The 22933-nt window shown below is 31.8% G+C and carries 21 protein-coding genes and 1 pseudogene; 15 read left to right on the forward strand and 7 right to left on the reverse strand.

Features of this window, described 5'->3' with window-relative positions; translation table 11 throughout:
* The first annotated feature begins 9 nt into the window (after positions 1-9).
* The 6 genes from GGR97_RS11300 (at position 10) to GGR97_RS11325 (ending at position 6888) form a co-directional block, all read left to right on the forward strand.
* Positions 10-1662, forward strand: a complete 1653-nt coding sequence (locus tag GGR97_RS11300) for a UxaA family hydrolase (RefSeq protein WP_167898625.1) — start codon at positions 10-12, stop codon at positions 1660-1662.
* Between the two features lie 156 nt (positions 1663-1818).
* The gene (locus GGR97_RS11305) at positions 1819-3270 is read left to right on the forward strand and encodes a tagaturonate reductase (RefSeq protein ID WP_167898626.1); all 1452 of its coding nucleotides are present in this window, start codon (positions 1819-1821) and stop codon (positions 3268-3270) included.
* Positions 3271-3280: 10 nt separating this feature from the next.
* A complete protein-coding gene (locus GGR97_RS11310) occupies positions 3281-4108 on the forward strand; it encodes an amidohydrolase family protein (protein WP_167898627.1) in 828 nt (275 codons plus the stop codon).
* An 11-nt stretch (positions 4109-4119) separates the two neighbouring features.
* Positions 4120-5073, forward strand: a complete 954-nt coding sequence (locus tag GGR97_RS11315) for an aldo/keto reductase (protein ID WP_167898628.1) — start codon at positions 4120-4122, stop codon at positions 5071-5073.
* 125 nt (positions 5074-5198) lie between these two features.
* On the forward strand, positions 5199-6536 hold the full coding sequence (gene fucP / locus GGR97_RS11320; protein ID WP_167898629.1) for an L-fucose:H+ symporter permease: 1338 nt from the start codon (positions 5199-5201) through the stop codon (positions 6534-6536).
* A 7-nt stretch (positions 6537-6543) separates the two neighbouring features.
* Complete coding sequence (locus GGR97_RS11325) at positions 6544-6888, forward strand: L-rhamnose mutarotase (protein WP_167898630.1); 345 nt, start codon at positions 6544-6546, stop codon at positions 6886-6888.
* A gap of 65 nt (positions 6889-6953) precedes the next feature.
* On the opposite strand, the gene GGR97_RS11330 is transcribed toward GGR97_RS11325, so the two are convergent.
* From GGR97_RS11330 to GGR97_RS11350, 5 genes are all read right to left on the reverse strand, one after another.
* The gene (locus tag GGR97_RS11330) at positions 6954-8102 is read right to left on the reverse strand and encodes an alpha-hydroxy acid oxidase (RefSeq protein WP_167898631.1); all 1149 of its coding nucleotides are present in this window, start codon (positions 8100-8102) and stop codon (positions 6954-6956) included.
* Positions 8103-8351: 249 nt separating this feature from the next.
* The gene (locus GGR97_RS11335; protein ID WP_167898632.1) at positions 8352-9215 is read right to left on the reverse strand and encodes an AraC family transcriptional regulator; all 864 of its coding nucleotides are present in this window, start codon (positions 9213-9215) and stop codon (positions 8352-8354) included.
* A gap of 115 nt (positions 9216-9330) precedes the next feature.
* Positions 9331-10632 (reverse strand): L-fucose:H+ symporter permease, encoded by a 1302-nt coding sequence (gene fucP, locus GGR97_RS11340; RefSeq protein ID WP_167898633.1) that lies wholly within the window; start codon positions 10630-10632, stop codon positions 9331-9333.
* Between the two features lie 105 nt (positions 10633-10737).
* Positions 10738-12177, reverse strand: a complete 1440-nt coding sequence (gene aldA / locus GGR97_RS11345) for an aldehyde dehydrogenase (RefSeq protein WP_167898634.1) — start codon at positions 12175-12177, stop codon at positions 10738-10740.
* Between the two features lie 261 nt (positions 12178-12438).
* Positions 12439-13341, reverse strand: coding sequence for a helix-turn-helix domain-containing protein (locus GGR97_RS11350; RefSeq protein WP_167898635.1), 903 nt, complete (start codon positions 13339-13341; stop codon positions 12439-12441).
* Between the two features lie 108 nt (positions 13342-13449).
* On the opposite strand from GGR97_RS11350, the gene rhaD reads away from it, so the two are divergent.
* The 7 genes and pseudogenes from rhaD (at position 13450) to GGR97_RS11385 (ending at position 20441) form a co-directional block, all read left to right on the forward strand.
* Positions 13450-14244 carry a rhamnulose-1-phosphate aldolase gene (gene rhaD, locus GGR97_RS11355; protein ID WP_167898636.1) on the forward strand — a complete coding sequence of 265 codons (795 nt, stop codon included), beginning with the start codon at positions 13450-13452 and terminating at the stop codon, positions 14242-14244.
* A gap of 21 nt (positions 14245-14265) precedes the next feature.
* Positions 14266-16053 (forward strand): L-fucose isomerase, encoded by a 1788-nt coding sequence (locus GGR97_RS11360; protein ID WP_167898637.1) that lies wholly within the window; start codon positions 14266-14268, stop codon positions 16051-16053.
* 65 nt (positions 16054-16118) lie between these two features.
* Positions 16119-17429: an FGGY family carbohydrate kinase gene (locus GGR97_RS11365; protein ID WP_167898638.1), complete on the forward strand. Its 1311-nt coding sequence runs from the start codon at positions 16119-16121 to the stop codon at positions 17427-17429.
* A gap of 29 nt (positions 17430-17458) precedes the next feature.
* Entirely contained in the window at positions 17459-18460 is a 1002-nt protein-coding gene (gene fbp, locus GGR97_RS11370; RefSeq protein WP_167898639.1) for a class 1 fructose-bisphosphatase, read from the forward strand.
* A 222-nt stretch (positions 18461-18682) separates the two neighbouring features.
* Positions 18683-18736: pseudogene (locus GGR97_RS15455) on the forward strand (two-component regulator propeller domain-containing protein); the annotation flags it as partial.
* Between the two features lie 96 nt (positions 18737-18832).
* Positions 18833-19837 (forward strand): ligand-binding sensor domain-containing protein, encoded by a 1005-nt coding sequence (locus GGR97_RS11380; protein WP_167898640.1) that lies wholly within the window; start codon positions 18833-18835, stop codon positions 19835-19837.
* A gap of 25 nt (positions 19838-19862) precedes the next feature.
* Positions 19863-20441 carry a glycosyl hydrolase family 28 protein gene (locus GGR97_RS11385; protein WP_167898641.1) on the forward strand — a complete coding sequence of 193 codons (579 nt, stop codon included), beginning with the start codon at positions 19863-19865 and terminating at the stop codon, positions 20439-20441.
* A gap of 136 nt (positions 20442-20577) precedes the next feature.
* Here the strand turns inward: GGR97_RS11385 and GGR97_RS11390 are convergent, their stop codons facing one another.
* Both GGR97_RS11390 and GGR97_RS11395 read right to left on the reverse strand, forming a co-directional pair.
* On the reverse strand, positions 20578-21174 hold the full coding sequence (locus tag GGR97_RS11390) for a DUF1684 domain-containing protein (protein WP_167898642.1): 597 nt from the start codon (positions 21172-21174) through the stop codon (positions 20578-20580).
* 5 nt (positions 21175-21179) lie between these two features.
* On the reverse strand, positions 21180-21890 hold the full coding sequence (locus tag GGR97_RS11395; RefSeq protein ID WP_167898643.1) for a class I SAM-dependent methyltransferase: 711 nt from the start codon (positions 21888-21890) through the stop codon (positions 21180-21182).
* A 144-nt stretch (positions 21891-22034) separates the two neighbouring features.
* Here GGR97_RS11395 and GGR97_RS11400 point away from each other — a divergent pair, with 144 nt between their 5' ends.
* Together GGR97_RS11400 and GGR97_RS11405 are read left to right on the forward strand one after the other, a co-directional pair.
* On the forward strand, positions 22035-22196 hold the full coding sequence (locus GGR97_RS11400) for a DUF5522 domain-containing protein (RefSeq protein WP_167898644.1): 162 nt from the start codon (positions 22035-22037) through the stop codon (positions 22194-22196).
* 5 nt (positions 22197-22201) lie between these two features.
* Complete coding sequence (locus tag GGR97_RS11405) at positions 22202-22930, forward strand: DUF4197 domain-containing protein (protein ID WP_167898645.1); 729 nt, start codon at positions 22202-22204, stop codon at positions 22928-22930.
* Positions 22931-22933 lie beyond the last annotated feature (3 nt).

Raw genomic sequence — 22933 nt, forward strand, 5'->3', positions numbered from 1 at the left:
AATAAAAATATGTCAGTTCAGTACGCACAAATAGATCCAAAAGACAATATTATTGTGGCTATTCAGCCTTTAGCAAAAGATACTTTTGTAGAAGTAGCGGGTCAGAGTTTACTATTAAAAGAAAATATCAAACAAAAGCATAAGTTTGCTTTGAATGATTTTGCAGTAGGTGATGAGATCTTTATGTATGGTGTGCTTATTGGAAAAGCCGTTTTGCCAATTTCAGCAGGATGTGCTATTACTATAGAAAACGTAAAACACGCATCTTCAGAGTATAAAGAAAACAAAGAAAAATATTCTTGGACAGCTCCTGATACTTCTAATTTTAAAGATAGAACCTTTAATGGTTATCATCGTAAGGATGGGAAAGTAGGAACTGCTAACTACTGGCTAGTTATTCCATTAACTTTTTGTGAAAATAGAAATATTGATGTTTTAGAAGGTGCTCTTTCAGAAAAATTAGGATACGAAACTAAAAAAGATTTTGCCGTAGATACCGATGCTTTAATCAATCAATACAAAGCCGGAGCTACAGCAGATGAACTTTTTAACACACCCATTATTACGACCAAAGAAGAAATGTCTAAAAACAGAGTATTCTCTAATGTTGATGGGATTAAATTCTTAAAACATGATGGTGGTTGTGGAGGTATTCGTCAAGATTCTGAAACCTTGTGTAGATTACTAGCTGGATATATTTCAAACCCAAATGTAGCTGGAGCCACTATTTTTAGTTTAGGTTGTCAAAATGCCCAAATAGAAATGTTGCAAAATGCAATTAAGGACATTGCTCCTAATTGCGATAAACCAGTACATTACTTAGAACAACAACAAAGTGAAAGTGAACGTAAGTTAATAGAAGAAGCTGTAAAGCATACTTTTATTGGTTTAACAGAAGCTAACAAAATTACGAGACAACCAGCTCCATTAAGCAAATTAACGCTAGGACTAGAGTGCGGAGGGTCAGATGGATTCTCTGGAATTTCTGCCAACCCTGCTTTAGGATATGCTTCTGATTTATTAGTTGCACTAGGTGGTTGTCCGGTTTTGTCTGAATTTCCAGAGTTAAATGGTGTAGAACAAGACATTATTAATAGATGTGTAACAGAACACGATGCAAAAAAGTTCTACAATATTATGAGAGCTTATTCTGCAGCAGCAGTAGCTGTAGGTTCTGGTTTTGAAAACAACCCTTCTCCAGGAAATATTAAAGATGGTTTAATTACCGATGCTATGAAATCTGCCGGAGCAGCCAAAAAAGGAGGAACTTCTCCTGTGGTAGAGGTGTTAGATTATACAGAGCAAGTAACCAAACCAGGATTAAATTTACTGTGTACACCAGGTAACGATGTTGAATCTACAACAGGTTTAGTAGGTTCAGGATGTAACGTAGTGGTGTTTACTACAGGTTTAGGAACTCCAACAGGAAATCCTGTAGCTCCTGTATTAAAAATGTCTAGCAATACCAATTTGTACGAACGTATGAATGATATCATCGACATTAATGCTGGAACTGTTATTACAGGTGAGGATACCATCCAAACTATGGGAGAAAAAATATTAGATCATGTCATTAGAGTGGCTAGTGGAGAAACTCCATCCAAAGCAGTATTGCATGGACATAACGATTTTATTCCTTGGAAAAGAGGAGTGTCTTTATAACTAGTATTTAATATAAAAAACATATATGTTCTGCTAAAGTAGATTTTAGCAGAACATTATAGCAATAAAAAAATTTGCTTCAATAAAGAAAGTTTGTAATTGAAACTAACTAATTGTTGATTCGAGAAATTTTAAAGAATAAATAATATCAATAAAATGGATTCATTAAATAGAACAACAGCTAATAAGCCTGTGCAATATCCTGTGCGTGTCATGCAATTTGGAGGAGGTAATTTTTTAAGAGCCTTTTGCGATTGTATGTTTGATGTATTGAACAAAACAACTGATTTTAACGGAAGTGTTGCTGTAGTAAAACCTACCAAGAGAGGTGATTATACAGAGTTAAGAACACAAGAAGGTTTATTTCATGTAGCTTTAGACGGAGTTAGAAATGGAACATTAGTTTCAGAAGTTGCTTTGGTAGAATCTGTAAGTAAAGTTATTCAGCCTTATACAGAGTGGAACGAATATTTGGCTTTGGCAGAAGCACCAGAAATGCGTTTTATAGTATCTAACACAACAGAAGCTGGAATTAAATTTTCTAATACAGACAAACAAACTGATTGTCCTCCACATGAATTTCCAGCAAAATTAACGTTGTGGTTACACCATAGATTTACTCATTTTAATGGAGCTGCAGACAAAGGTTGTATATTATTGCCTTGTGAATTGATTGAGAATAATGGTGTAGAATTACAAAGAACCATTTTAGAATATATAAAGTTTTGGAACCTAGGTCAAGATTTTGCAGCATGGATTGTAGATCATAATTATTTCTGTAGCACTTTGGTAGATAGAATTGTTTCTGGATTTCCAGAAGCTAGAAAACTAGAGATTGCTACACAAATTGGTTTTAATGATGATTTATTAGTCGCTGGAGAAGATTATCATAGTTGGGTAATTAAAGGATCTAAATTGGTGCAAAATGAATTGCCATTTGCCAAAACAGATTTAAACGTTCAGTTTGTAGACGATTTGTCTGATTATAGAGAAATGAAAGTTCGTGTATTAAACGGAGCACATACTTCTTTAGTTCCTGTAGGATATTTATCAGGATTAAGAACTGTAAAAGAAAGTATGGATGATGTATTGGTAAGCAACCATGTTTTACAAGTATTGTCATCAGAAATAAAACCAACGTTAACCAATTTTTCAGAAAGTGAAGTAGATGCGTTTATTAATGCGGTAATAGATCGTTTTAAAAACCCAACATTAAAGCACTTTTTATTAGCTATATCTTTAAATAGCACCTCTAAATTTCAAGCAAGATTGTTACCTGCTTTTAGAGAATATACTGCCTTAAACGGAACTTTTCCTAAACGTATAGCTTTCTCATTAGCTTGTATGATTCGTTTTTACAAAGGAAGTTTTAACAACGAAACTATTGATGTAAATGACGATGCACAAGCATTAGAATTCTTTAAAACGGAATGGAATAAGGTAGATGATGGAAGTCAGACTTTAGAAGCATTGGTACAGCATACTTTGGCAAATAAAACAATTGTAGGTGATGATTTGTCTATCTACAATGGATTGGTTGCTTTTGTAACAGAAAAAATTCAAGAAATAGAAAATAAAGGAGTGAAATATTGCCTTGAAAATTTATAAAAACGGAGTTATGAATATAGATTCACATCAACATTTTTGGAAATACGAACCCGTAAAACATAGTTGGATAGACGATGAAATGGCGGTTATTCGTAAAGATTTTATGCCGTCAGATTTAAAAGAAGTTTATCAAGAAAACAACATAGACGGATGTGTAGCCGTACAAGCAGATCAAACATTAGCAGAAACAGATTTCTTATTAGACTTAGCTACTAAAAACGATTTTATCAAAGGAATTGTTGGTTGGGTAGATTTTAGAGCAGATAATATTGATGAAGTACTAAAACATTACAGTCAGTTTGATAAAGTAAAAGGGTTTCGTCATGTAGTTCAAGGAGAAGCAGATCATAATTTTTTGTTAAGACCTGATTTTTTAAACGGAATTGCTAAGCTAGAACAATACAATTTTACCTACGATATTTTGGTGTTTCCACATCAATTAGGATCGGTGTTAGAATTTGTAAAAAAGTTCCCAAACATCAAATTTGTGATAGATCATATAGCAAAACCTTACATTAAATATGGGTTTTATGAGGGGTGGGCATTGCTAATGAAAGAAATTGCAACTTACCCAAATGTTTACTGTAAGCTATCAGGAATGATTACAGAAGCAGATTACAAAACATGGACCTACGAGCAATTAATACCATATATGGAATTGATTTTGTCTGCTTTTGGAGCCGACAGAATTTTATATGGTTCTGATTGGCCAGTATGTTTGGTAGCAGGAAACTATAAGAAAGTAAGAAAAATAACAACCGATTTTATAGCAAATTTACCTATCGCTGATCGAAAGGCAATTATGGGCTTAAATGCAGTAAAATTTTACAATTTATAAAACATAAAAAAATGAAGACAAATCCAACTTACATAAAAGGAGATTATACAAAAAGTGAATTTTTTAACAACCAAAGTAGACTTGTTTGTGGTTGTTCTGGACTTGGTGGAGTTTGGAGGCCTATAGAAGAAAAAGATGCTGTAGAAACATTAACTTATGCGTTAGAAAACGGAGTTCGTGTATTTGATACTGCACCTTCTTACAATAGATCTCAAGAGTTTTTAGGTAAAACATTAAAAGCATGGACAGGAGAAAAGCCATTTATTAGTACAAAAGTTGGTCGTTTACAGGCTGATAGAGCTGATGATTGTATTGTAGATTATTCTACAGAAACCATGAGAAAAAGTGTATACCAAAGTTTAGAGGTAATTGGTATAGATAAAATAGATTTATTGTTTTTACATGAGCCACACTTAGTGCCTGTAGAAAGAATGGACGAAATTATGGATTGTTTAAATAATCTTAAAAAAGAAGGAGTTGTTGGAAGGTTAGGAATAGGAGGTAATCCAACCGAACCATTTTATCCACATATGATTAAAGAGAATTTTGATGTGCTTTCTGGATTCTTAAAAATGGATGCTTGTAATTTATCTGGTTTTGAAAGAGATATTCCTCAAATTCAAAAAGAAAATATAGCGTACTATGCAGCATCTGCATTACACATGGGGTTATTAGGAAGACGATTAGATCAATACAACGAAGAAAGACCTAATAACGAATGGGTAACCAATTTAGATGTAGATACGGCTCTTGAAATTAATAAGATTGCTATTAAGCACAATATTCCATTATCAAGATTGGCATTAAGATATGTGTTCTCTATTAAAGAAGCAGATAGAGTTGTGGTAGGACCAAGTAAAAAAGAGCAAATGGTAGATTTGTTAAATGCTTGGAACGAAGGAAAACTAGAAGAATCAATTTTTGATGAAATTACAGCTGTAATAAAAAATGGAGCTGCTAAATAAGAGTAGTAACAGTAAAAGTTAAGAAATAAAGCTTTTAAAGACATTTGTAATACTTTCAAAGACATATGAATTCAGAAGATAGTAGATATTGTCATTAATTCGTAATTGATTAAAACTAACAAAGTATGAGTAACACAATTAAAAAACCGGTAGTAAGCAAAGAGTTGCTATTCCCTTTTATTATTATCACTTCATTATTTGCCTTATGGGGTATTGCTAATGATTTAACCAATCCAATGGTTTCTGCATTTAAAAAAGTAATGCCAGAATTATCTAACATGCAAGCATCTTTAGTACAGTTTGCTTTTTACTTTGGATATTTTTTTATGGCTTTGCCTGCAGCATTATTTATAAGAAAATTTAGTTATAAGTCTGGAATCCTTTTAGGATTGGCTTTGTATGCAATTGGAGCTTTTTTGTTTTATCCTGCAGCCGCTTTTCAAGAGTTTAATTATTTCTTGGTGTCTTTATGGATTATTACTTGTGGTTTGGCCTTTTTAGAAACTACTTCTAATCCTTTAATTTTAGCATTAGGAGATAAAGAAACAGCTACACAACGTTTAAATTTAGCACAAGCTTTTAATCCTATTGGATCTTTAATGGGAATGATTGTTGCCCAACAGTTTGTGATTTCTGCATTAAGATCTGATGATAAAAATGAAGCAGGAGAATTAGTGTATGATACCTTATCTGAATCTGCTAAAGCAGTAGTAAGAGAAAATGATTTAAGTGTAATTAGTGTACCTTATATTATTTTAGGATTAGTGGTTGTAGCTATTACGGTGCTAATTATTTTTACAAAAATTCCTAAAACAGCAGAAGAAGATAAAATGAGTTTATCGGAATCTTTTAAAATATTATTTGCAAATAATAATTACGTTCAAGGAGTTATTGCTCAGGCATTTTATGTGGGAGCTCAAATTATGTGTTGGACTTATATTTTTCAATATGTAGATAATATTAACGAGAGTTTACCAGAAAGTGAAGCGTTAACTGCTACTTGGTTTAACGTGGCAGCCATGGTTATCTTTTTATCTGGTAGATGGATTGGAACTGGATTAATGAAAACAATGAATCCTTCTAAAGTATTAATGATGTTTGGTATTGGTGGAGTTATTTCTGCTGCGGGAGCAGTGTTATTGCCAGGAACATTAGGGTTGTATTCATTAGTATTGGTTTCTTTATTTATGTCTATTATGTTTCCAACTATTTATGGAATTGCTTTAAAAGATATGGGAGATGAAGCTAAAATTGGATCGGCTGGATTGGTAATGGCTATTGTAGGTGGTGCTTTAATGCCAGTACTACAAGGAAGTATTTTAGATTGGGGAGGACCTGGTTTTTCTGATATGAAAATTTTAGGATACATTCCAGAGGTTAATTTCTCTTTTATTTTACCCTTAATTTGTTTGGTTGTTGTAGCTAGATATGGAATGGTAACCTATAAAAAATCTAAAAATTAAATAAATTATGAGTATTAAGAGATATTGTTTGACTTGTGATTTAAAAGACGATGACAAGTTAATAGCAGAGTATAAAGAATATCATGCAGCAGGAAATGCTTGGCCAGAAATTACAGCAAGTATTAAAGATGCTGGAATTGTAGACATGCAAATCTATTTATCAGGAAACAGAATGTTTATGATTATGGAATGTGATGAAACTTTTGATCCTAATAAAAAAGCAGAAATGGATGCTAAGAATCCTAAAGTGCAAGAGTGGGAACAGTTGATGTGGAAATATCAACAAGGATTACCTTGGGCTAAGAATGGAGAAAAATGGATTGAAATGGAAAAAGTATTTCAATTAGTATAACATAAGAAAAAGGCCAAACACAATATTGTGTTTGGCCTTTTTACTAGGGTGGGGGTATGTATCAACTACTTAATTAAATGTGGTTTAAAAGAACCTGTTTCTTGACAACAAATTTGTTCCATAACTTGTAATAATTCTCTTTTCATTAAAGAGATTGTATGGTCTCCTCCTTCTTTACCTAAGGCACCAACTCCGTACATAAAGCTTCTTCCCATAAAGGTAAATTCAGCTCCACTAGCCATAGCTCGTGCAATATCTGGACCTCCACGTAAACCTGAATCGACCATTATTTTTATTTGATCTCCAAATTTTTGAGCTAAGTTTGTCATAGGCACAATAGAAGACTGACCTGCATCTAATTGACGACCTCCGTGATTAGAAACAATAATTCCATCAACACCTAAGTCTATAGATTTTTGTGCATCTTCTTCGCTAACAACTCCTTTAATTACTAACTTTCCTTTCCATTGTTCTCTAATAGAAGCAATTCTGTCTTCGTTTAATCTTCCAGAAAAAGTCATGTCCATAAATTCTCCTAATTTCTTTAAGTTTAATCCTTTAGGCATGTATTTTTCTAAAGTTTTAAAACTAGGTTGTCCGTGTATTAAAGTTTGTAAAGCCCAATCAGGTTTTTTCATTACTTCAATAATGTTTTTTATACTCATGCTTGGAGGCATTGCTAGTCCATTACGAACATCACGAGGTCTATATCCAAAGGTAGGAACATCGGCCAAAATAACCAATACATCTGTACCTGCAGCAGCAGCTCTATCTAACAAATCACGTTTCATTGCTTCCTCTGCAGGATGATATAACTGAAACCATGATTTACCTTCGGTAATTTCTGCAACACGTTCTATACTAGAGGTGGTAACTGTACTTAATATAAAAGGAACGTTGTGTTTTTTTGCAGATTTAGCTAATATTTCTGGAGAATTTGGCCACATTAATCCTTGTAATCCCACAGGAGAAATTCCAAAAGGAGCATCATAGGTATGTCCAAACAACTCTGTTCTCATTTCTGATTTTTCAAACTTAGATAAGTATTGAGGCATCAATTCTATTTTTTGAAGATCAGTTCTGTTTTTATCTAAATTGATGTCTTCATTACACCCTCCATCTAAATATTCAAAAGCAAACTTTGGCATTTTTACCATCGCTCTTTTTCGTAAATCATCTACTGATGGATATTTTGGATTAATTGTTAATTCCATATTTTATTTAGTTTAAAAAATATAATTCTGTAGTCTTTGATTAAGTTATCCATTTATAATGCATAACTATTCGCTCCAAATTTACAATGAATAGAAGTGATAATCTTCTTAATATTTAATAATATGTGATACTATTTTTGCCTTACTCTATAATTTAACTTAGAAAAATAGCAATTATTACATTTGTGTTTAATTTTGAATTTACTCTTAATTGCTTTAATGTCAGTTCTTAAGATTGTTTTTTGGTCCTTAGTGGTTGTTAGTGTGTTTGTTTGAGTATGTTGAGGGGGAACAATTCATGATAATTTTAAATTGTCTGTTAAAGTTTGATATATTATTAAATCCCGATTTGTAACAAATTGTAGATATGTTATACTTGTTTTCTAAAAGTAATTTACAGGCATATCCAATACGAATTTCAGCTAAATATCTAGAGAAGGTTTTACGATTGGTTCGTTTAAAATAACGACTAAACGCTGTAGGATTCATATGTGCTAATTCGGCAACCTCAGTTAGTGTAATTACTCTATTAAAGTTTTTAAATATGTAGGTTAAAACTTTGTCTTGAGTTTGATTTGGTGTTGTTTTATATGAATTTATAAAACCTTCATTAGTTAACGACTTTGTTTGTTTACAGATTGCTAATTTATTTAGGATGTTTAGAAAAGCGATGGTCTTTTCGTATCCTTCTAATTTTAGCATAGATTTTATTTCTTTAATCCTTTTTTTGGGTACATCTAAAAACTTTAAACCAAAACGAGCTTTTTTAAAAAGTGCTAAAATGTGTTCCATTTCAGGAGTTTCAAAAAAAGTAGTTCCTAAATAATCTTCTTTAAAGTGTATTGCTATAGCTGATTGATTGGCACCTCGTTTAAAAAAATCTTCTTCATTTAACCACATGTGTGGTAGGTTTTTTCCTAGTAGAATAATATCACCAGCTTCAAATTTTTCTATATTATCACCCACAAAACAGGTTCCTTCATTTTTTAAAATAACAACAAGTTCCAGTTCTGGGTGATAGTGCCATATTTTTAAGAAGTATGGATAATCATTTACCTTGGTTGTAAAAGACCTGTTGTTAATGTTGCCCCTGTCTAATAAATGAAGTTTCATAATTCGGTATTAGAGTTTAAGAATTTTAACTAAAAAATGATATATATAAATATAGGCTAATAATTCATGAAAGAACTATTAGCCTATTAAGGTAATATAATATCAGATGTATTTCCTAATTACTGTGAATCTTTAAAGTTCTATAACCATAAAAAGCAATAAAACAGAAACAGATAAAAGGTAAAAAGAATGAGATGTTTACAGAAGCAAACGATCCAATAGTTCCCATATCAATAATCATTCCTTGTAAAATTGGCATTAAAGCTCCTCCTACAATAGCCATTACCAATCCAGCAGCACCAAGCGCTGAATCTTCTGCCGATAGACCGTTTAATGCAATACCATAAATGGTAGGGAACATTAAAGACATAAAAGCAGAGGTTGCTACTAAAGAATACAATCCTAGAGTTCCTTCTATAAAGATAACTCCTAGCATAGTGATCATTGCACCAACAGCAAAAATGGTTAATAATTTTTTAGAGTTAATGTATTTCATTAAGAAAGTAGAAACAAACCTACTACCTAAAAAGATAGACATAGCAATAATGTTATAGTTTTGTGCGGTAGATTTAGAAATACCTAAGTTATCTGCATATTGAATAATAAATGTCCAACACATAATTTGCGCAGCAACATAAAATAATTGTGCAAGTACTCCCTCTCTATATTTTCCGTTTTTAAAAAGTCTTTTAAAAGAGTCTGCAGCAGATCCGTATTTAGTTGTAATGTCTCTTTTAGGCATTTTAGAGATTAGAATAACAATAAACATAAGGATAACAACTCCACCTAGTATTACGTATGGATTTCTAATGATACTTAAATCGTGTGTTCTAATAACAGCTTTTTTAGCCTCATCTAAAGTGGTAAAAATTAATTCTCCCATTTCGTTTCTTTTATCAGAATCTAAAGCTGTTAAAATAAATTTAGAAGCTACAAACATTCCAAATAAAGACCCAATCGGGTTAAAAGCTTGTGCTAAATTTAAACGTTGGGTAGCAGTACGTTCATCACCCATAGATAATATATATGGATTTGCTGTTGTTTCTAAAAAAGCCAATCCAAATGTTAGAATATATAGTGATACTAAAAAGAATCCAAACATTTCAAATTGAGCAGCTGGATAAAATAATAATGCACCAATAGCGTATAAAGCTAATCCTAAAAGAATTCCTCTTTTATAGCTGTAATTCCTTACAAATAATGCTGCGGGAATGGCCATAGTAGCATAACCACCATAAAAGGCTAATTGAACTAATGCTGCTTTTGCTGTAGATATTTCCATTACGGTAGCAAATGCAGCAACCATAGGATTGGTAATGTCGTTAGCAAATCCCCATAAAGCGAATAATGAAGTAATTAAAATAAAAGGAAATAAAGCTTCTTTTGAAACTACAGGTATTTTTTTTGGACTATTCATAGTATAGAAAATTAGTGGTAGCACGTATGTGCTCTTATTATGTTTTAAAAAAAACACTATAGCTTTTGTAAACTATAGTGTTTTTATTTAAATAGTTACTTTAAATTATCTGTATTGAGCGTATACAACTTTAGTTTGTAAGTACTCTTCCATTCCGTGTTTACCATCAGCACCACCTAATCCAGATTTTTTCCATCCTGCGTGGAATCCTTGAATTGCTTCAAAGTGCTCTCTGTTAATATAAGTTTCTCCAAACTCTAATTCTTGACTAGCGTGCATTACTTTGTTAAAGTTTTCAGAGAAAATAGAAGATGTTAATCCGTATTCACAATCGTTAGCTAAAGCAATTGCTTCGTCTAATGTAGAGAATTTCATTAATGGTAATACAGGACCAAAAACTTCTTCTTGAATAATTTGCATATTTTGTTTAACGTTAGTTAATAACGTTGGTTGATAGAAATATCCTTTGTCAAATTGGCTAGATCTGTTACCACCTAAAACAACTTCAGCACCTTCGGTTTTAGCAAAGTTTACCATTTCTTCAACTTTATCTATTTGAGCTTTAGAAACCATTGCACTCATGTCTGGGTTGTTTCCAGAAAATGCATCTTCAACCTTAATAGAGTTTAATTTTTTAGTTACTTTTTCTAAGAACTGATCGTATACAGAATCTTCAACATATACTCTTTCTGCACAGTTACAAACTTGTCCACTAAAAATTACTTTAGAGCTTACAATAGCGTTTACAGCTAAATCTAAGTCAGCATCAGCACATACAATAGCAGGAGCTTTTCCTCCTAATTCTAAAGATACTTTTGTGATGTTTGGAGCTGTAGCTTCCATAATTTTTTGACCTGCAAATACACTACCTGTTAAACTAACAATTCCTGTTTTAGAGTTTTTAGTAAGAGCGTTACCTACAGAAGCACCACCACCACATACAAAGTTTAATACTCCGGCAGGTAATCCAATTCCTTCAATTAATTTAGCAAATTCCATAACAGTGTTAGGAGCTACACAACTAGGTTTAATAACACAAGTGTTTCCTGTTACTAAAGATGGAGCTACTTTTCTAGCCATTACAAAAAATGGGAAGTTCCAAGGTAAAATACCTACAGCTACACCAATAGGAGCTTTGTGTAAGAACATGTGTTCTTTACGTCTATCACTCTGAATAATTTCTCCTTCTATTCTACGAGCCCAACCTGCGTTGTAGTCAAAATAATCTGCAGTTACATCAATTTCTACTTGAGCTAAACCAAATAGCTTAGCTTGTTCAGCAGCTAAAGTTTCTGCTAAAAACACTCTGTTTTCACGAATGATAGTAGCCATTTTATTTAAGTAATTAGCTCTTTCAATTGCAGCAAAAGATCTCCATTCTTTTTGTGCATGATAAGCTACGTCTATTGCTAAATTAGCATCTTCTACAGATCCATCAGGAATTACAGATAAAACTTCTTCTGTACACGGGTTTAAAACTTCAGTTACATTAGATGATGTTGAGTTTACAAATTGCCCATTAATGTATTGCTTAAATTCTTTCATAATGTTGTTGTTATTATAATTGTTTTTAGTGTTTTTAAGACTAGTTCTTTTGAATCCTATATAATTAGAGACACATTTTATTTAAAGGCTAAAAATGTGGTGGATTAAAATATATAGCTGAGTTTCAAAATTAAATAACCAATGCTGTTTATTGTTTATCTATAACAATCTACTTTATGTATAATTTAAACATTTAGTTTTATGTGTTCTTGATTAAGAAATGATTACGTAATTAATTTTTTAAGGTTAAAAAAGATACACTTACGATGTGTATTTTCCGGACTTGTAACTTGCAGGAGTAATACCTGTAATGGTTTTAAAAACCCTTGAAAAATGGTATCTGTCGGAGAAACCTAGGTTGTGTGCAATGTCTTCTATAGTAGCGTTTGAGTGCTCAAATAATTCACAAGCTTTTGCAATTTTTCTGTTCTGAATAAAGTTGTGTAACGTAATATCCATTTCTTCTTTAAAAAGTCTTGAAAAAGAGTTGGGAGCCATATTTACAAGATCAGCTAATTGTGTGTTACTTAGTTTTTTATCAATATTAGCTTCAATATATCGGTGTACAAATAATACACGATCATCTATATTAATAGTTTTCCAAAGTTCGGGTCCAATATTAGATATTGCTTCTCTAACAAAAGATTGTAGTTTTAAATTAAAAGTAAGTTTAAAGTCTTGGTTTTCAATTGTTAGTCTTTCTGTTAAATAGTCTAGTTTTTCTTTTAAATAATCTGTTAGTTCAATTTTAAAAATACCAGGAAAAACGTTGTCAAAAGGAGTTCCTAAATTAAAGTGTGTAAAGAAATGTATTAAAGAACGTTTTTCGTAATAATCAATATTGTGTCTTTCTGATAAGTTTTTACCAGCAACATGTATTCCTGTACTATACTTATGATTTTTAGAGAATTGGGTAGAAAAAGAAGTGAAGGGAGATATAATATATAAGTAGTTAGGGTCTATTTCGTACGTTTTTTTCTGAAAAGTAAGCTGTCCGCCTGTGTTTTTATTCCAATAAAGTCTCCAGAAGGGAAAAATCATATCGTGACAATCCCACAAATCTAGGTACCAATAACGGCAACAAAGCATTTTTAACTTAACATCTATAAAGTTTTGCTTGTTAGCGGATGGATCACCTAATTCAGTGTTTTGTACAAAGTTCATCTTAAGAATGTTTGAATTATACACAAATATACAGGTTTTAAATATCTGTATATGTAGCCTATCGACCTAATTTTACAAAATAAATAACAATTTAGAAAATAATATATCATGAGCAATATTAAACTTCCAATTGAAGTACAAACAGAATTAAAAAAAGTATCTAAAGTAGCAGGATATTTATGGCAAAGAGAATGGGCAGAAAGAAATGCAGGTAACATTTCTATGAACTTAACATCTTTCTTTAAAAAAGAAGACGTACAAGGAATTGGAGAAGAAGTTGCTTTTGATTTTCCTAAAGAATGTGCTGGATTTGTAATTTATATTACAGGAACAGGATGTTACTTAAGAGACTTGGTAGACATGTTAGAAGAAGTGTCTTGTATTCTTTATATTAACGAAGATGCAACAGCTTATTCTATTATTTGGGGAGGAAAGAGACCTAACTTTGGACCTACTTGTGAGTTGATTTCTCACGCAAGTATCCACTTGTTTAACTCTAAGCACAATCCAGAAAACTTAGCGGTTGTACATACACACCCTCTTGAGTTGATCTGTATGAGTCACCATGATTTATTTGATAACGAAGAAGAATTAAATAGACAAATCTGGATGATGTGTCCTGAGGTTAAAGTATTTGTTCCTAAAGGAATTCACTGTACACCTTATGCATTATCTAGTACTGCAGATTTAGCAAAAGTAACTATTGAAGCTTTTAAAACAAGAAACGTTTCCTTATGGGAAAAGCACGGAGCAACTGCAACTGCACCAGATGTTGAAAAAGCATGGGACTTTTTAGATGTAGCAAATAAAGGAGCTAAACTGTTAATGATGTGTTGGGCTGCAGGTTTTAAACCAGCTGGGCTTTCAAACGAGCAATTAACAGAATTAGAGCAATTTATATAAATTAAAAAAGCATTAGATATCATGAGTAGATTAATTGGTAGACTACCAAAAGTAGGAATTCGTCCTGTGATTGATGGACGTGAATTAGGAGTTAGAGAGTCTTTAGAAGTTCAAACAATGGACATGGCTAGAGCTGCAGCTAAACTAATTGAGGAAACGTTACGTTTTCCTAGTGGAGAAAAAGTAGAGTGTGTAATTGCAGATACTACTATTGGTGGTGTTGCAGATGCAGCAGCTTGTGCAGATAAATTTAAAAGAGAAGGAGTAGAAGTTTCTTTAACAGTAACTCCATGTTGGTGTTATGGTACAGAAGTTATGGATACAGATCCATCAACTCCTAAAGCGGTTTGGGGATTTAACGGAACAGAAAGACCAGGAGCTGTATATTTAGCAGCTGCATTGGCAGGTTATTCTCAAAAAGGATTACCAGCTTTTGGAATTTATGGTAAAGAAGTTCAAGATGGAGGAGATCAAACCATTCCTCAAGACGTTTCAGAAAAAATATTACGTTTTGTAAAAGGAGGTTTGGCAGTAGCACAAATGAACGGTAAGTCTTATTTATCTATAGGATACAGTTCTATGGGTATTGCAGGATCTATGGTAGATGTAAACTTTTTACAAGACTATTTAGGAGTTAGAGCAGAGTTTGTAGAGTCTGTAGAGTTGTTAAGACGTATGGATGAAGGTATTTACGATCATGATGAATTTGAAAAAGCATTAGCTTGGACAAAAGAAAATTGTAAAGAAGGAAAAGACTACAACAGCCCAGAAGCTCAAAAATCAGCAGAAGTAAAAGATGCTGAATGGGAAAAAGTTGTGAAAATGACTTTAATCTGTAAAGATTTAATGAACGGAAACCCAAAGTTAAAAGAAATGGGATTCGGTGAAGAGTCTAAAGGTAGAAATGCTATTATGGGAGGTTTCCAAGGACAACGTCAGTGGACAGATTACCAACCAAATGCAGATTTTACTGAGTCTATCTTAAACTCTTCTTTTGACTGGAACGGAATTCGTCAAGCGTACACTTTTGCTACAGAAAACGACTGTTTAAACGCAATTTCTATGTTGTTTGGACACTTGTTAACTAACAAAGCTCAATTATTCTCTGATGTACGTACGTACTGGAGTCCTGAATCTGTAGAAAGAGTTACAGGTAAAAAATTAACAGGAATTGCTAAAGATGGAATTATCCACTTAATTAATTCTGGTTCTACAACTTTAGATGCTACCGCACAACAAACAGATGCTGATGGAAATCCTACAATGAAACCATTCTGGGAAATTACAGAAGAAGAAGTTCAAAAATGTTTAGACAACACAAAATGGCCTGCTGCTATTGCAGAGTACTTTAGAGGTGGAGGATTCTCTTCTCAGTTTAAAACTAAAGGAACAATGCCTATTACTATGTGTAGATTAAACTTGGTAAAAGGAATTGGGCCTGTTTTACAAATTGTAGAAGGATGGAGTGTTGAATTACCAGGAGATGTTCACGAAATTTTAGATGAAAGAACAAATCCAACTTGGCCAACTACTTGGTTTGTACCAAGAATTACAGGAACAGGTTTCTTTAAAGATGTGTACACAGTAATGGCAAAATGGGGAGCAAACCACGGAGCAATTTCTCACGGACATATTGGTGCTGATTTAATTTCTTTGGCAGCTATGTTACGTATTCCTGTAAACATGCATAACGTTAGTGAAGATGACGTGTTTAGACCAAGTGCATGGTCTGCATTTGGAGAAGGTTTAGAAGGAGCTGATTATAGAGCTTGTAAAAATTATGGTCCTTTATACGGATTTAAAGAATAATTAAAATAACTAAAAAGGGTGGTTGGCCTTAAAGCCAAACACCTTTTTTTTAATTTTGAACTGTGATGGTGAATGTAATTGCTGTAATTGATATAGGGAAAACAAATAAAAAAATACTCTTGTTTAATGAAGAGTTTGAGGTAGTGTACAGAAATGCTACTAGATTTGATGAAATATCTGACGAAGATAATTACCCTTGTGATGACATAGAATCTATTGAAAATTGGATTCAGAGTGAAATAAAAAGAATACAAGAAGAAGGTGAATACTGCGTTAAAGCAATCAACTTTTCTACACATGGGGCTAGTCTTATTTACTTAGATAAGAATGGAGAAAGAATTACACCTTTGTATAACTATTTAAAGCCTTTAAACTTAGAAGAGTACAACGAGCTTTATGATCTTTACGGAGGAAAAGAGGAGTTTTCTAGAAAAACAGCATCTCCAGCCTATGGAATGTTAAATACAGGGCTTCAAATATTAAAGTTACAAAAAGAAAAACCTGAGTTTTGGAATAAGGTAGATGCTATTTTGCATTACCCACAATACTTAAGTTATCTTTTTACAAAACAAATAACTGCGGACTTTACATCTGTTGGAGCGCATACTGCTACTTGGGATTTTGACAATATGCAGTACCACCAATGGATTCAAGATAAAAACATAAAATTGCCTCAACCAAGCAACGGTAGACATGCTATATTAGCAGACTTTAACGGTCAAACTATTGCAGTAGGTTCTGGTTTACACGATAGTTCTTCGTCTATAATTCCGGTATTACAGAATTGTAATAATAAAGAATTTGTATTACTATCTACAGGTACATGGATTATTGCCATGAACCCTTATAGTACCGAAAAATTAACACAACACCAGTTAACAAACAACTGTTTGTGTTTTATGACTCCAGAAAAACAACAAATTAAATCATCAATGCAGTTCTTAGGACGTATTCATGAAGTGTATTTGGAGCCTTTAGCAAAACAATTTAACGTACATATAGATACGCATTTAGAATTAAAATTAGAGGTAGATTACATTGCTAAATTAATTGCAGAAGATAAAAGAGTGTATTTGTCAGAAGGAATTGATACTGATTTTGAAGCAAACCCAAGTCTTTTAGAGCAGTTTAATACTTACAAAGAGGCATACTATCAATTAACTTACGAAATAAGTAAAAAAGTAGTAGCTGGTATTGACTTAATTTTAGATGAGAATAATTCATTACAAGATATTTATGTTTCTGGAGGATTTAATAGAAACGAAATGTTTATTGAGTTTATAGCTCAAATGAAAAAAGGGGTAAATGTAAAAATACCAAACTGTAAAAACGAAAGTGCACTTGGTGCAGCTTTGTTAATGAAAGATTATTTATAGAAATATAAGAAGCTACTTAAAACTAAAGAATGCACAACAATCAAACATTAGGAGAATTTATTATAGAAAATCAATCTTCATTTCCTTATTCAAGTGGAGAGTTATCTAGCCTTTTAAACGCTTTACGTTTAGCCGCAAAAGTGGTAAATCACGAAGTAAATAAAGCTGGGTTAGTAGATTTATTTGGAAATTCTGGGGAGGTAAACATTCAAGGAGAAAACCAACAGAAGTTAGATATTTTTGCCAATGAAATTTTTATTCAAGCACTTGTAAACAGAGAAATTGTTTGTGGAATTGTATCCGAAGAAAACGATGAGTTTATTGTTATTGATGGTAGTGATAAACGCAATAATAGCAAATATGTTGTATTAATGGATCCTTTAGATGGTTCTAGTAATATTGATGTAAATGTATCTGTAGGAACTATTTTTTCTGTTTATAGAAGAGTAAGTCCTGTGGGAACTCCCGTTACTAGCGAAGATTTTTTACAAGAAGGAAACAAACAGGTAGCTGCAGGATATGTAGTTTATGGAACATCAACTATGTTGGTTTTTACCACAGGTGATGGTGTAAATGGTTTTACCTTAAATCCTGCAATTGGTACTTTTTATTTATCGCATGCTAATATTAAATTTCCAGAAGAAGGAAATATTTACTCTGTAAACGAAGGGAATTATAGTAACTTTCCACAAGGAGTAAAAGACTATATAAAATATTGTCAAAAAATAGAAGACAATAGACCTTATTCATCAAGATATATTGGTTCTATGGTCTCAGATTTTCATAGAAACATGATCAAAGGAGGTATTTATTTATATCCAAGTAGTTTTCCTTATCCTGAAGGAAAATTAAGATTGTTGTACGAATGTAACCCAATTGCTTTTATAGCAGAGCAAGCAGGAGGTAAAGCAACAGATGGATATCAACGTATTTTAGATATTAAACCTACAGATATTCATCAAAGAAGACCTTTCTTTTGCGGGAATACTGATATGGTTTCTAAATTAGAAGAATTTATTTCTAAATACTAACATCATAAAACAAGTAGTTAAAATAAAATATAAGGATTAGGATTGTCTTTTTAAATTACATTACTATGTAAACTTCATATTATATAACATATAATTAATGCTGAAAAAAACACATTCATCTATAATCATACTTATCGCTCAGATAAGTATGATTTTATTCATTACAACTTCTTACGCTCAAAGAGTGGAGAAGTTTTCTAATTTAGAGGGGTTTATCAAAACACTGTAAACACAATAGCACAAGATAGCTATGGGTTTTTATGGATTGGAACACCCAACGGGTTGATAAAGTATGATAGGTATGATTTTGAAAGTATTAGGATTAATTTTAATAGTTACATTACTAAATTACATAACGATAAAAACAATTTATTGTGGATAGGTACACAAGATGGTGTGGTGGTAAAAGTACTTTCTTTAAATAAAGAGTTTAAAGTACCTTTCCCCGAAGGATTAAGAGTTAGCAATATATCATCAGATAAGCACGGGAATATTTGGATTTCTGGACAAAACAAACTGTTTGTTTGTAGATTAATAGATAAAGAAAAAGGTGTTTTTGAACTGTCTGATAATTTATTAGAAAAAACATCAGAAGTACAAGTAATAAATGATTTTACTCTATACAAAGAAAATCAAATTCTTTTAGGGACTAATAAGGGATTACTACAATTAACTTTCAAGGATTTTAAAAAGTTTGAAAATATAAAAATTTCTAAAACTACCAGGTTTACAAATATTGAGGAAATAGTTACTTGCACAAAACAAATTGGAAATACACTATGGATAGGGACTAGAAAAGGTATTTACAAAACAAGTATAAATGATAATAAACTTTATATTTTAAGAAATTTTAATAAAGATTCTTATTTAGTAAAGAACAATTATAACAACTTATACATTAAGTATATTTATGAAGATATTGTAGGTAATATTTGGTTTGGTACTCAAAAAAGTGGACTTTTTAAATACATGCCAAATTTAGAAAAGATAGATGTTTTTGAAAATAAAATAGGAGACAAAGGAGGTTTAAGCAGTAAGATTGTAAATACTCTTTATGAGGATGATTATGGAGTGTTATGGATTGGTACTGGTCAAGGAGGGTTAAACAAGTTAAATGTTTTGCAAAAAAACTTTTATAGTTATCAAAACCACCCATTTAAAAAACAATCTCTTTCAGGAAATTTAACAACGGCTATTTTAGAAGATAATAATGGCTATTTGTGGGTGTCAACATACAACAATACTTTATGTAGAAGTACAACAAAAATTAATGAAGCTACAGTTTCAAATATTAAATTTCAAGATTTAAGAGGTAGATTTCCTATTGGAAAAAACGACATTATAAGGTCTATATATCAAGATAGTAAATTCACTTAAAAATGCTGCCTCTTGGTGTACACACATGGTTAATAGTGATAATTTAATTTTTAAAAATGTAACGATCGATAGCCAAGTAGGTAAAAACAATGATGGATTTGATCTTGATGGTTGTAAAAATGTATTAATTGAAGATTGTAATATTAAGACAGGAGATGATGCCATTTGTCCTAAAAGTACTACGGATAGAATAACAGAAAATATAACAATTAGGAATTGTAGACTAGAAAGTCATACATCAGCCTTTAAGTGCGGAACCTCTTCTAGAGGTGGTTTTAGAAATATAACAATGGAGCATTGTGATGTTTCCAATACTAAAATGGGAGTTATAAAATTAATGATCGTAGATGGGGGTCTTTTAGAAAATATTCGTATTTCAAATATTGTGGCAAATAATGTGGAGGGACCTATTTTTATCCGTTTAGGGAATAGAGGTAGAACTTATGAAAAACCAACAGAACAAGTATATGGAAGCAATATGCTAAGCGTGAGGTGCCAGAACATGAGGCAAGGTATCCAGAAGCATTGTTTTTTGGAGTTTTGCCCTCTTGGGGAGCTTATATTCGTCATTCAAAAAACGTTACTTTTAAAAATGTTGTTTTAAACACAAAAAAGCCTGATGAACGAGAAAAAATTGTTTTGGTTGATGTAGATAACTTTACAGATAAATAATTCTAATCTTAGGATTTAATTGTGCAATGTTAAAAGCTCTAGAGTATCTATATTCTAGAGCTTTTTATTTAGTATTTAACTCCTGCTAAAATTTCTATATCTAAGTAATTGTTTTTTGGAGGAATAGGGCACACGTATTTTTTATTATAAGCACAGTAAGGATTGTATGCTTTGTTAAAGTCTAAAGTAATATAACCTGTTGATTTTTTAGGAATGCTAGTGTCTAAGTAACGACCTCCTGTATAGGTTGTTTTACCGTTACTTTTATCAGTAAAAGGAATAAAAAGATAATTTTCGTAACCTCTTTTATTTTTTAAACTCATGCTTTGATAAATACTTAAAGACAATTCTTTACCATCAATGGTAAAAGTAGCTAAAGCATATTGCTGATAAGCTTCTGTTTGTCCACCCGTGTTTTGAATATAAGTAATAGGGCTATTAAATGTATAGGTTAATTTAGCGTTTACTTTGTATTTATCTTTGGCAACAAAAAAAGGCAAACTTGTAAATTTTTTAAGATCACTTTTAGGTAGAGGACTGTTTTTTTTATGTTTAAATAAATTGTTTAGTTCTATTCTATGTTCTTTTATTTCCTGCTGGTATTCTTTGTTTTGAGCCGATGCTAATTGAGAAATCAATAAAATAGTAATAAGTACTTTCTTCATAATTTTTAAGCTTTGGTAATTTTAGCTAAATAATCGTAATGTTCACCTTCTTGTACAAGTTCACATTCTAAACCATTATAAACGGCACAACGCTGTAAAGTATTGTAGTCTACGTACAACCAATCAAAAGTTTCTGATTGTTGATCTTTGTAATTCATCCAAAATTGAACTTCTCCATAGTATTCTTGAGTAGCATCAATCCAATGATCTCCATTTTCATCTTCAAACATATAAACAATGTCAGAAGAGTCTATTAAAATTTGCCCTTTAGGGCTTAAAAAACTAGTTAAGTGCTTTAGAAATTCTGCCAAGTTGGTCAGTTTTCCACAAATACCTGTTCCATTCATTAAAACTAGAATGGTATCAAACTTTTCATCAGTCTTAAAATTGTAAATATTAGCTACTTTGGCAGAAGTTATTCCTCTGTCTTTGGCAACTTCAATGGCTCCTTCAGAAATATCAATAGCGGTAACTTTTAGTCCTTTTTTTTGTAAATACAATGCATGACTTCCTGCACCGCAACCTACATCTAAAGTAGCTCCTTTAGCTAGTTGTAAGGCTTTTTGTTCTAAAGCAGGCATATCATTATAAGACCTTAATAAATAATGTAAAGGCAATTCATCTTCTTCAGAAACAGAAGAATTGGTTACTAGTTTATCTTTTGTGTTTTTATCAAAATAAAATGCTTTTAATGCAGTTCCTAAAACATCATTCATAGAAAGTAATTTGTAGTAAGCAAAGGTACTTTTTTTATTAAAAAAGGAAGATGAATTAAAAATGGATATTTAAGTGATTATTTAGCTTATAAAAAGATAGATTACTTATTACTTTTCTATTTTTGCTAACGTTAAAAATAATGTATGCTAAATATTCCGCCAGAAGAAGGTGATTTTTATACCAATGAACAAGGATATAGGGTTTTTACAGAACAATATCATTTAAAAAGAGGGTATTGTTGTAAAAGCGGTTGCAAACATTGTCCTTATGGTTACGATAAAAAAACAGATTCATTCATAAAATAATTAAGATGAAAAAAATAATCATGGTTGCCCTTGCCTTATGTGTTGCAAGTTGTGCGGAATTAAAAAATTTAGCAAGCAATTTACCTTTAGATGTTTTAACACAAGGTGGAGGTTCTGCTGTTAGTAGTTTAGATATTTCTAATGGTTTAAAAGAGGCTTTAAACAAAGGAGTTTCAGATCAGGTAAGTAAACTAACTCAAAATAAAGGTTTTTACAATAATGAATTGGTAAAGATTGCTTTGCCTGCTGAGTTGCAAAAAGTAGATGAAACTTTAAGAAAGTTTGGATTAGGAGATTTAGCGGATAAAGGCTTAATTGCCTTAAACGCAACAGCAGAAGATGCTGTAAAAACAGCAACTCCAATTTTTGTAGATGCTATTAAAAACATGAGTTTTACAGATGCAAAAAATATTTTAATGGGAAACAATACTGCTGTAACCACTTATTTATCAAACACTACAAATGATAAGTTGTATGCATCTTTTAGTCCTGTAATTAAAAATTCTTTTGATAAAGTAGGAGCTGCAGAAATTTGGTCAAATTTAATTAACAAGTACAATCAAATTCCTTTTATAGCAAAAGTAAATCCAGATTTAACAGACTATGTTACAGAACAAGCTTTGTCTGGTGTGTATACTATGATTGCTGTAGAAGAACAAAAAATAAGAACAGATTTATCGGAACGTTCTAGTGGATTGCTTCAAAAAGTATTTGCCTTGCAAGACGGAAAATAAATT

This window comes from Wenyingzhuangia aestuarii, assembly GCF_011927765.1.
In the GTDB taxonomy this organism is placed as follows: domain Bacteria; phylum Bacteroidota; class Bacteroidia; order Flavobacteriales; family Flavobacteriaceae; genus Wenyingzhuangia; species Wenyingzhuangia aestuarii.

Excerpts from the sequence above, each read along its gene's own strand:
- GGR97_RS11335 (WP_167898632.1), bottom strand. The coding sequence starts at position 9,215 with ATGAAACTTCATTTATTAGACAGGGGCAACATTAACAACAGGTCTTTT.
- GGR97_RS11305 (WP_167898626.1), top strand. The coding sequence starts at position 1,819 with ATGGATTCATTAAATAGAACAACAGCTAATAAGCCTGTGCAATATCCT.
- GGR97_RS11385 (WP_167898641.1), top strand. The coding sequence starts at position 19,863 with ATGGTTAATAGTGATAATTTAATTTTTAAAAATGTAACGATCGATAGC.
- GGR97_RS11310 (WP_167898627.1), top strand. The coding sequence starts at position 3,281 with ATGAATATAGATTCACATCAACATTTTTGGAAATACGAACCCGTAAAA.
- GGR97_RS11330 (WP_167898631.1), bottom strand. The coding sequence starts at position 8,102 with ATGGAATTAACAATTAATCCAAAATATCCATCAGTAGATGATTTACGA.
- GGR97_RS11325 (WP_167898630.1), top strand. The coding sequence starts at position 6,544 with ATGAGTATTAAGAGATATTGTTTGACTTGTGATTTAAAAGACGATGAC.
- GGR97_RS11390 (WP_167898642.1), bottom strand. The coding sequence starts at position 21,174 with ATGAAGAAAGTACTTATTACTATTTTATTGATTTCTCAATTAGCATCG.
- GGR97_RS11315 (WP_167898628.1), top strand. The coding sequence starts at position 4,120 with ATGAAGACAAATCCAACTTACATAAAAGGAGATTATACAAAAAGTGAA.
- GGR97_RS11405 (WP_167898645.1), top strand. The coding sequence starts at position 22,202 with ATGAAAAAAATAATCATGGTTGCCCTTGCCTTATGTGTTGCAAGTTGT.
- GGR97_RS11300 (WP_167898625.1), top strand. The coding sequence starts at position 10 with ATGTCAGTTCAGTACGCACAAATAGATCCAAAAGACAATATTATTGTG.
- rhaD (WP_167898636.1), top strand. The coding sequence starts at position 13,450 with ATGAGCAATATTAAACTTCCAATTGAAGTACAAACAGAATTAAAAAAA.
- fbp (WP_167898639.1), top strand. The coding sequence starts at position 17,459 with ATGCACAACAATCAAACATTAGGAGAATTTATTATAGAAAATCAATCT.
- fucP (WP_167898633.1), bottom strand. The coding sequence starts at position 10,632 with ATGAATAGTCCAAAAAAAATACCTGTAGTTTCAAAAGAAGCTTTATTT.
- fucP (WP_167898629.1), top strand. The coding sequence starts at position 5,199 with ATGAGTAACACAATTAAAAAACCGGTAGTAAGCAAAGAGTTGCTATTC.
- GGR97_RS11400 (WP_167898644.1), top strand. The coding sequence starts at position 22,035 with ATGCTAAATATTCCGCCAGAAGAAGGTGATTTTTATACCAATGAACAA.
- GGR97_RS11395 (WP_167898643.1), bottom strand. The coding sequence starts at position 21,890 with ATGAATGATGTTTTAGGAACTGCATTAAAAGCATTTTATTTTGATAAA.
- aldA (WP_167898634.1), bottom strand. The coding sequence starts at position 12,177 with ATGAAAGAATTTAAGCAATACATTAATGGGCAATTTGTAAACTCAACA.
- GGR97_RS11365 (WP_167898638.1), top strand. The coding sequence starts at position 16,119 with ATGGTGAATGTAATTGCTGTAATTGATATAGGGAAAACAAATAAAAAA.
- GGR97_RS11350 (WP_167898635.1), bottom strand. The coding sequence starts at position 13,341 with ATGAACTTTGTACAAAACACTGAATTAGGTGATCCATCCGCTAACAAG.
- GGR97_RS11360 (WP_167898637.1), top strand. The coding sequence starts at position 14,266 with ATGAGTAGATTAATTGGTAGACTACCAAAAGTAGGAATTCGTCCTGTG.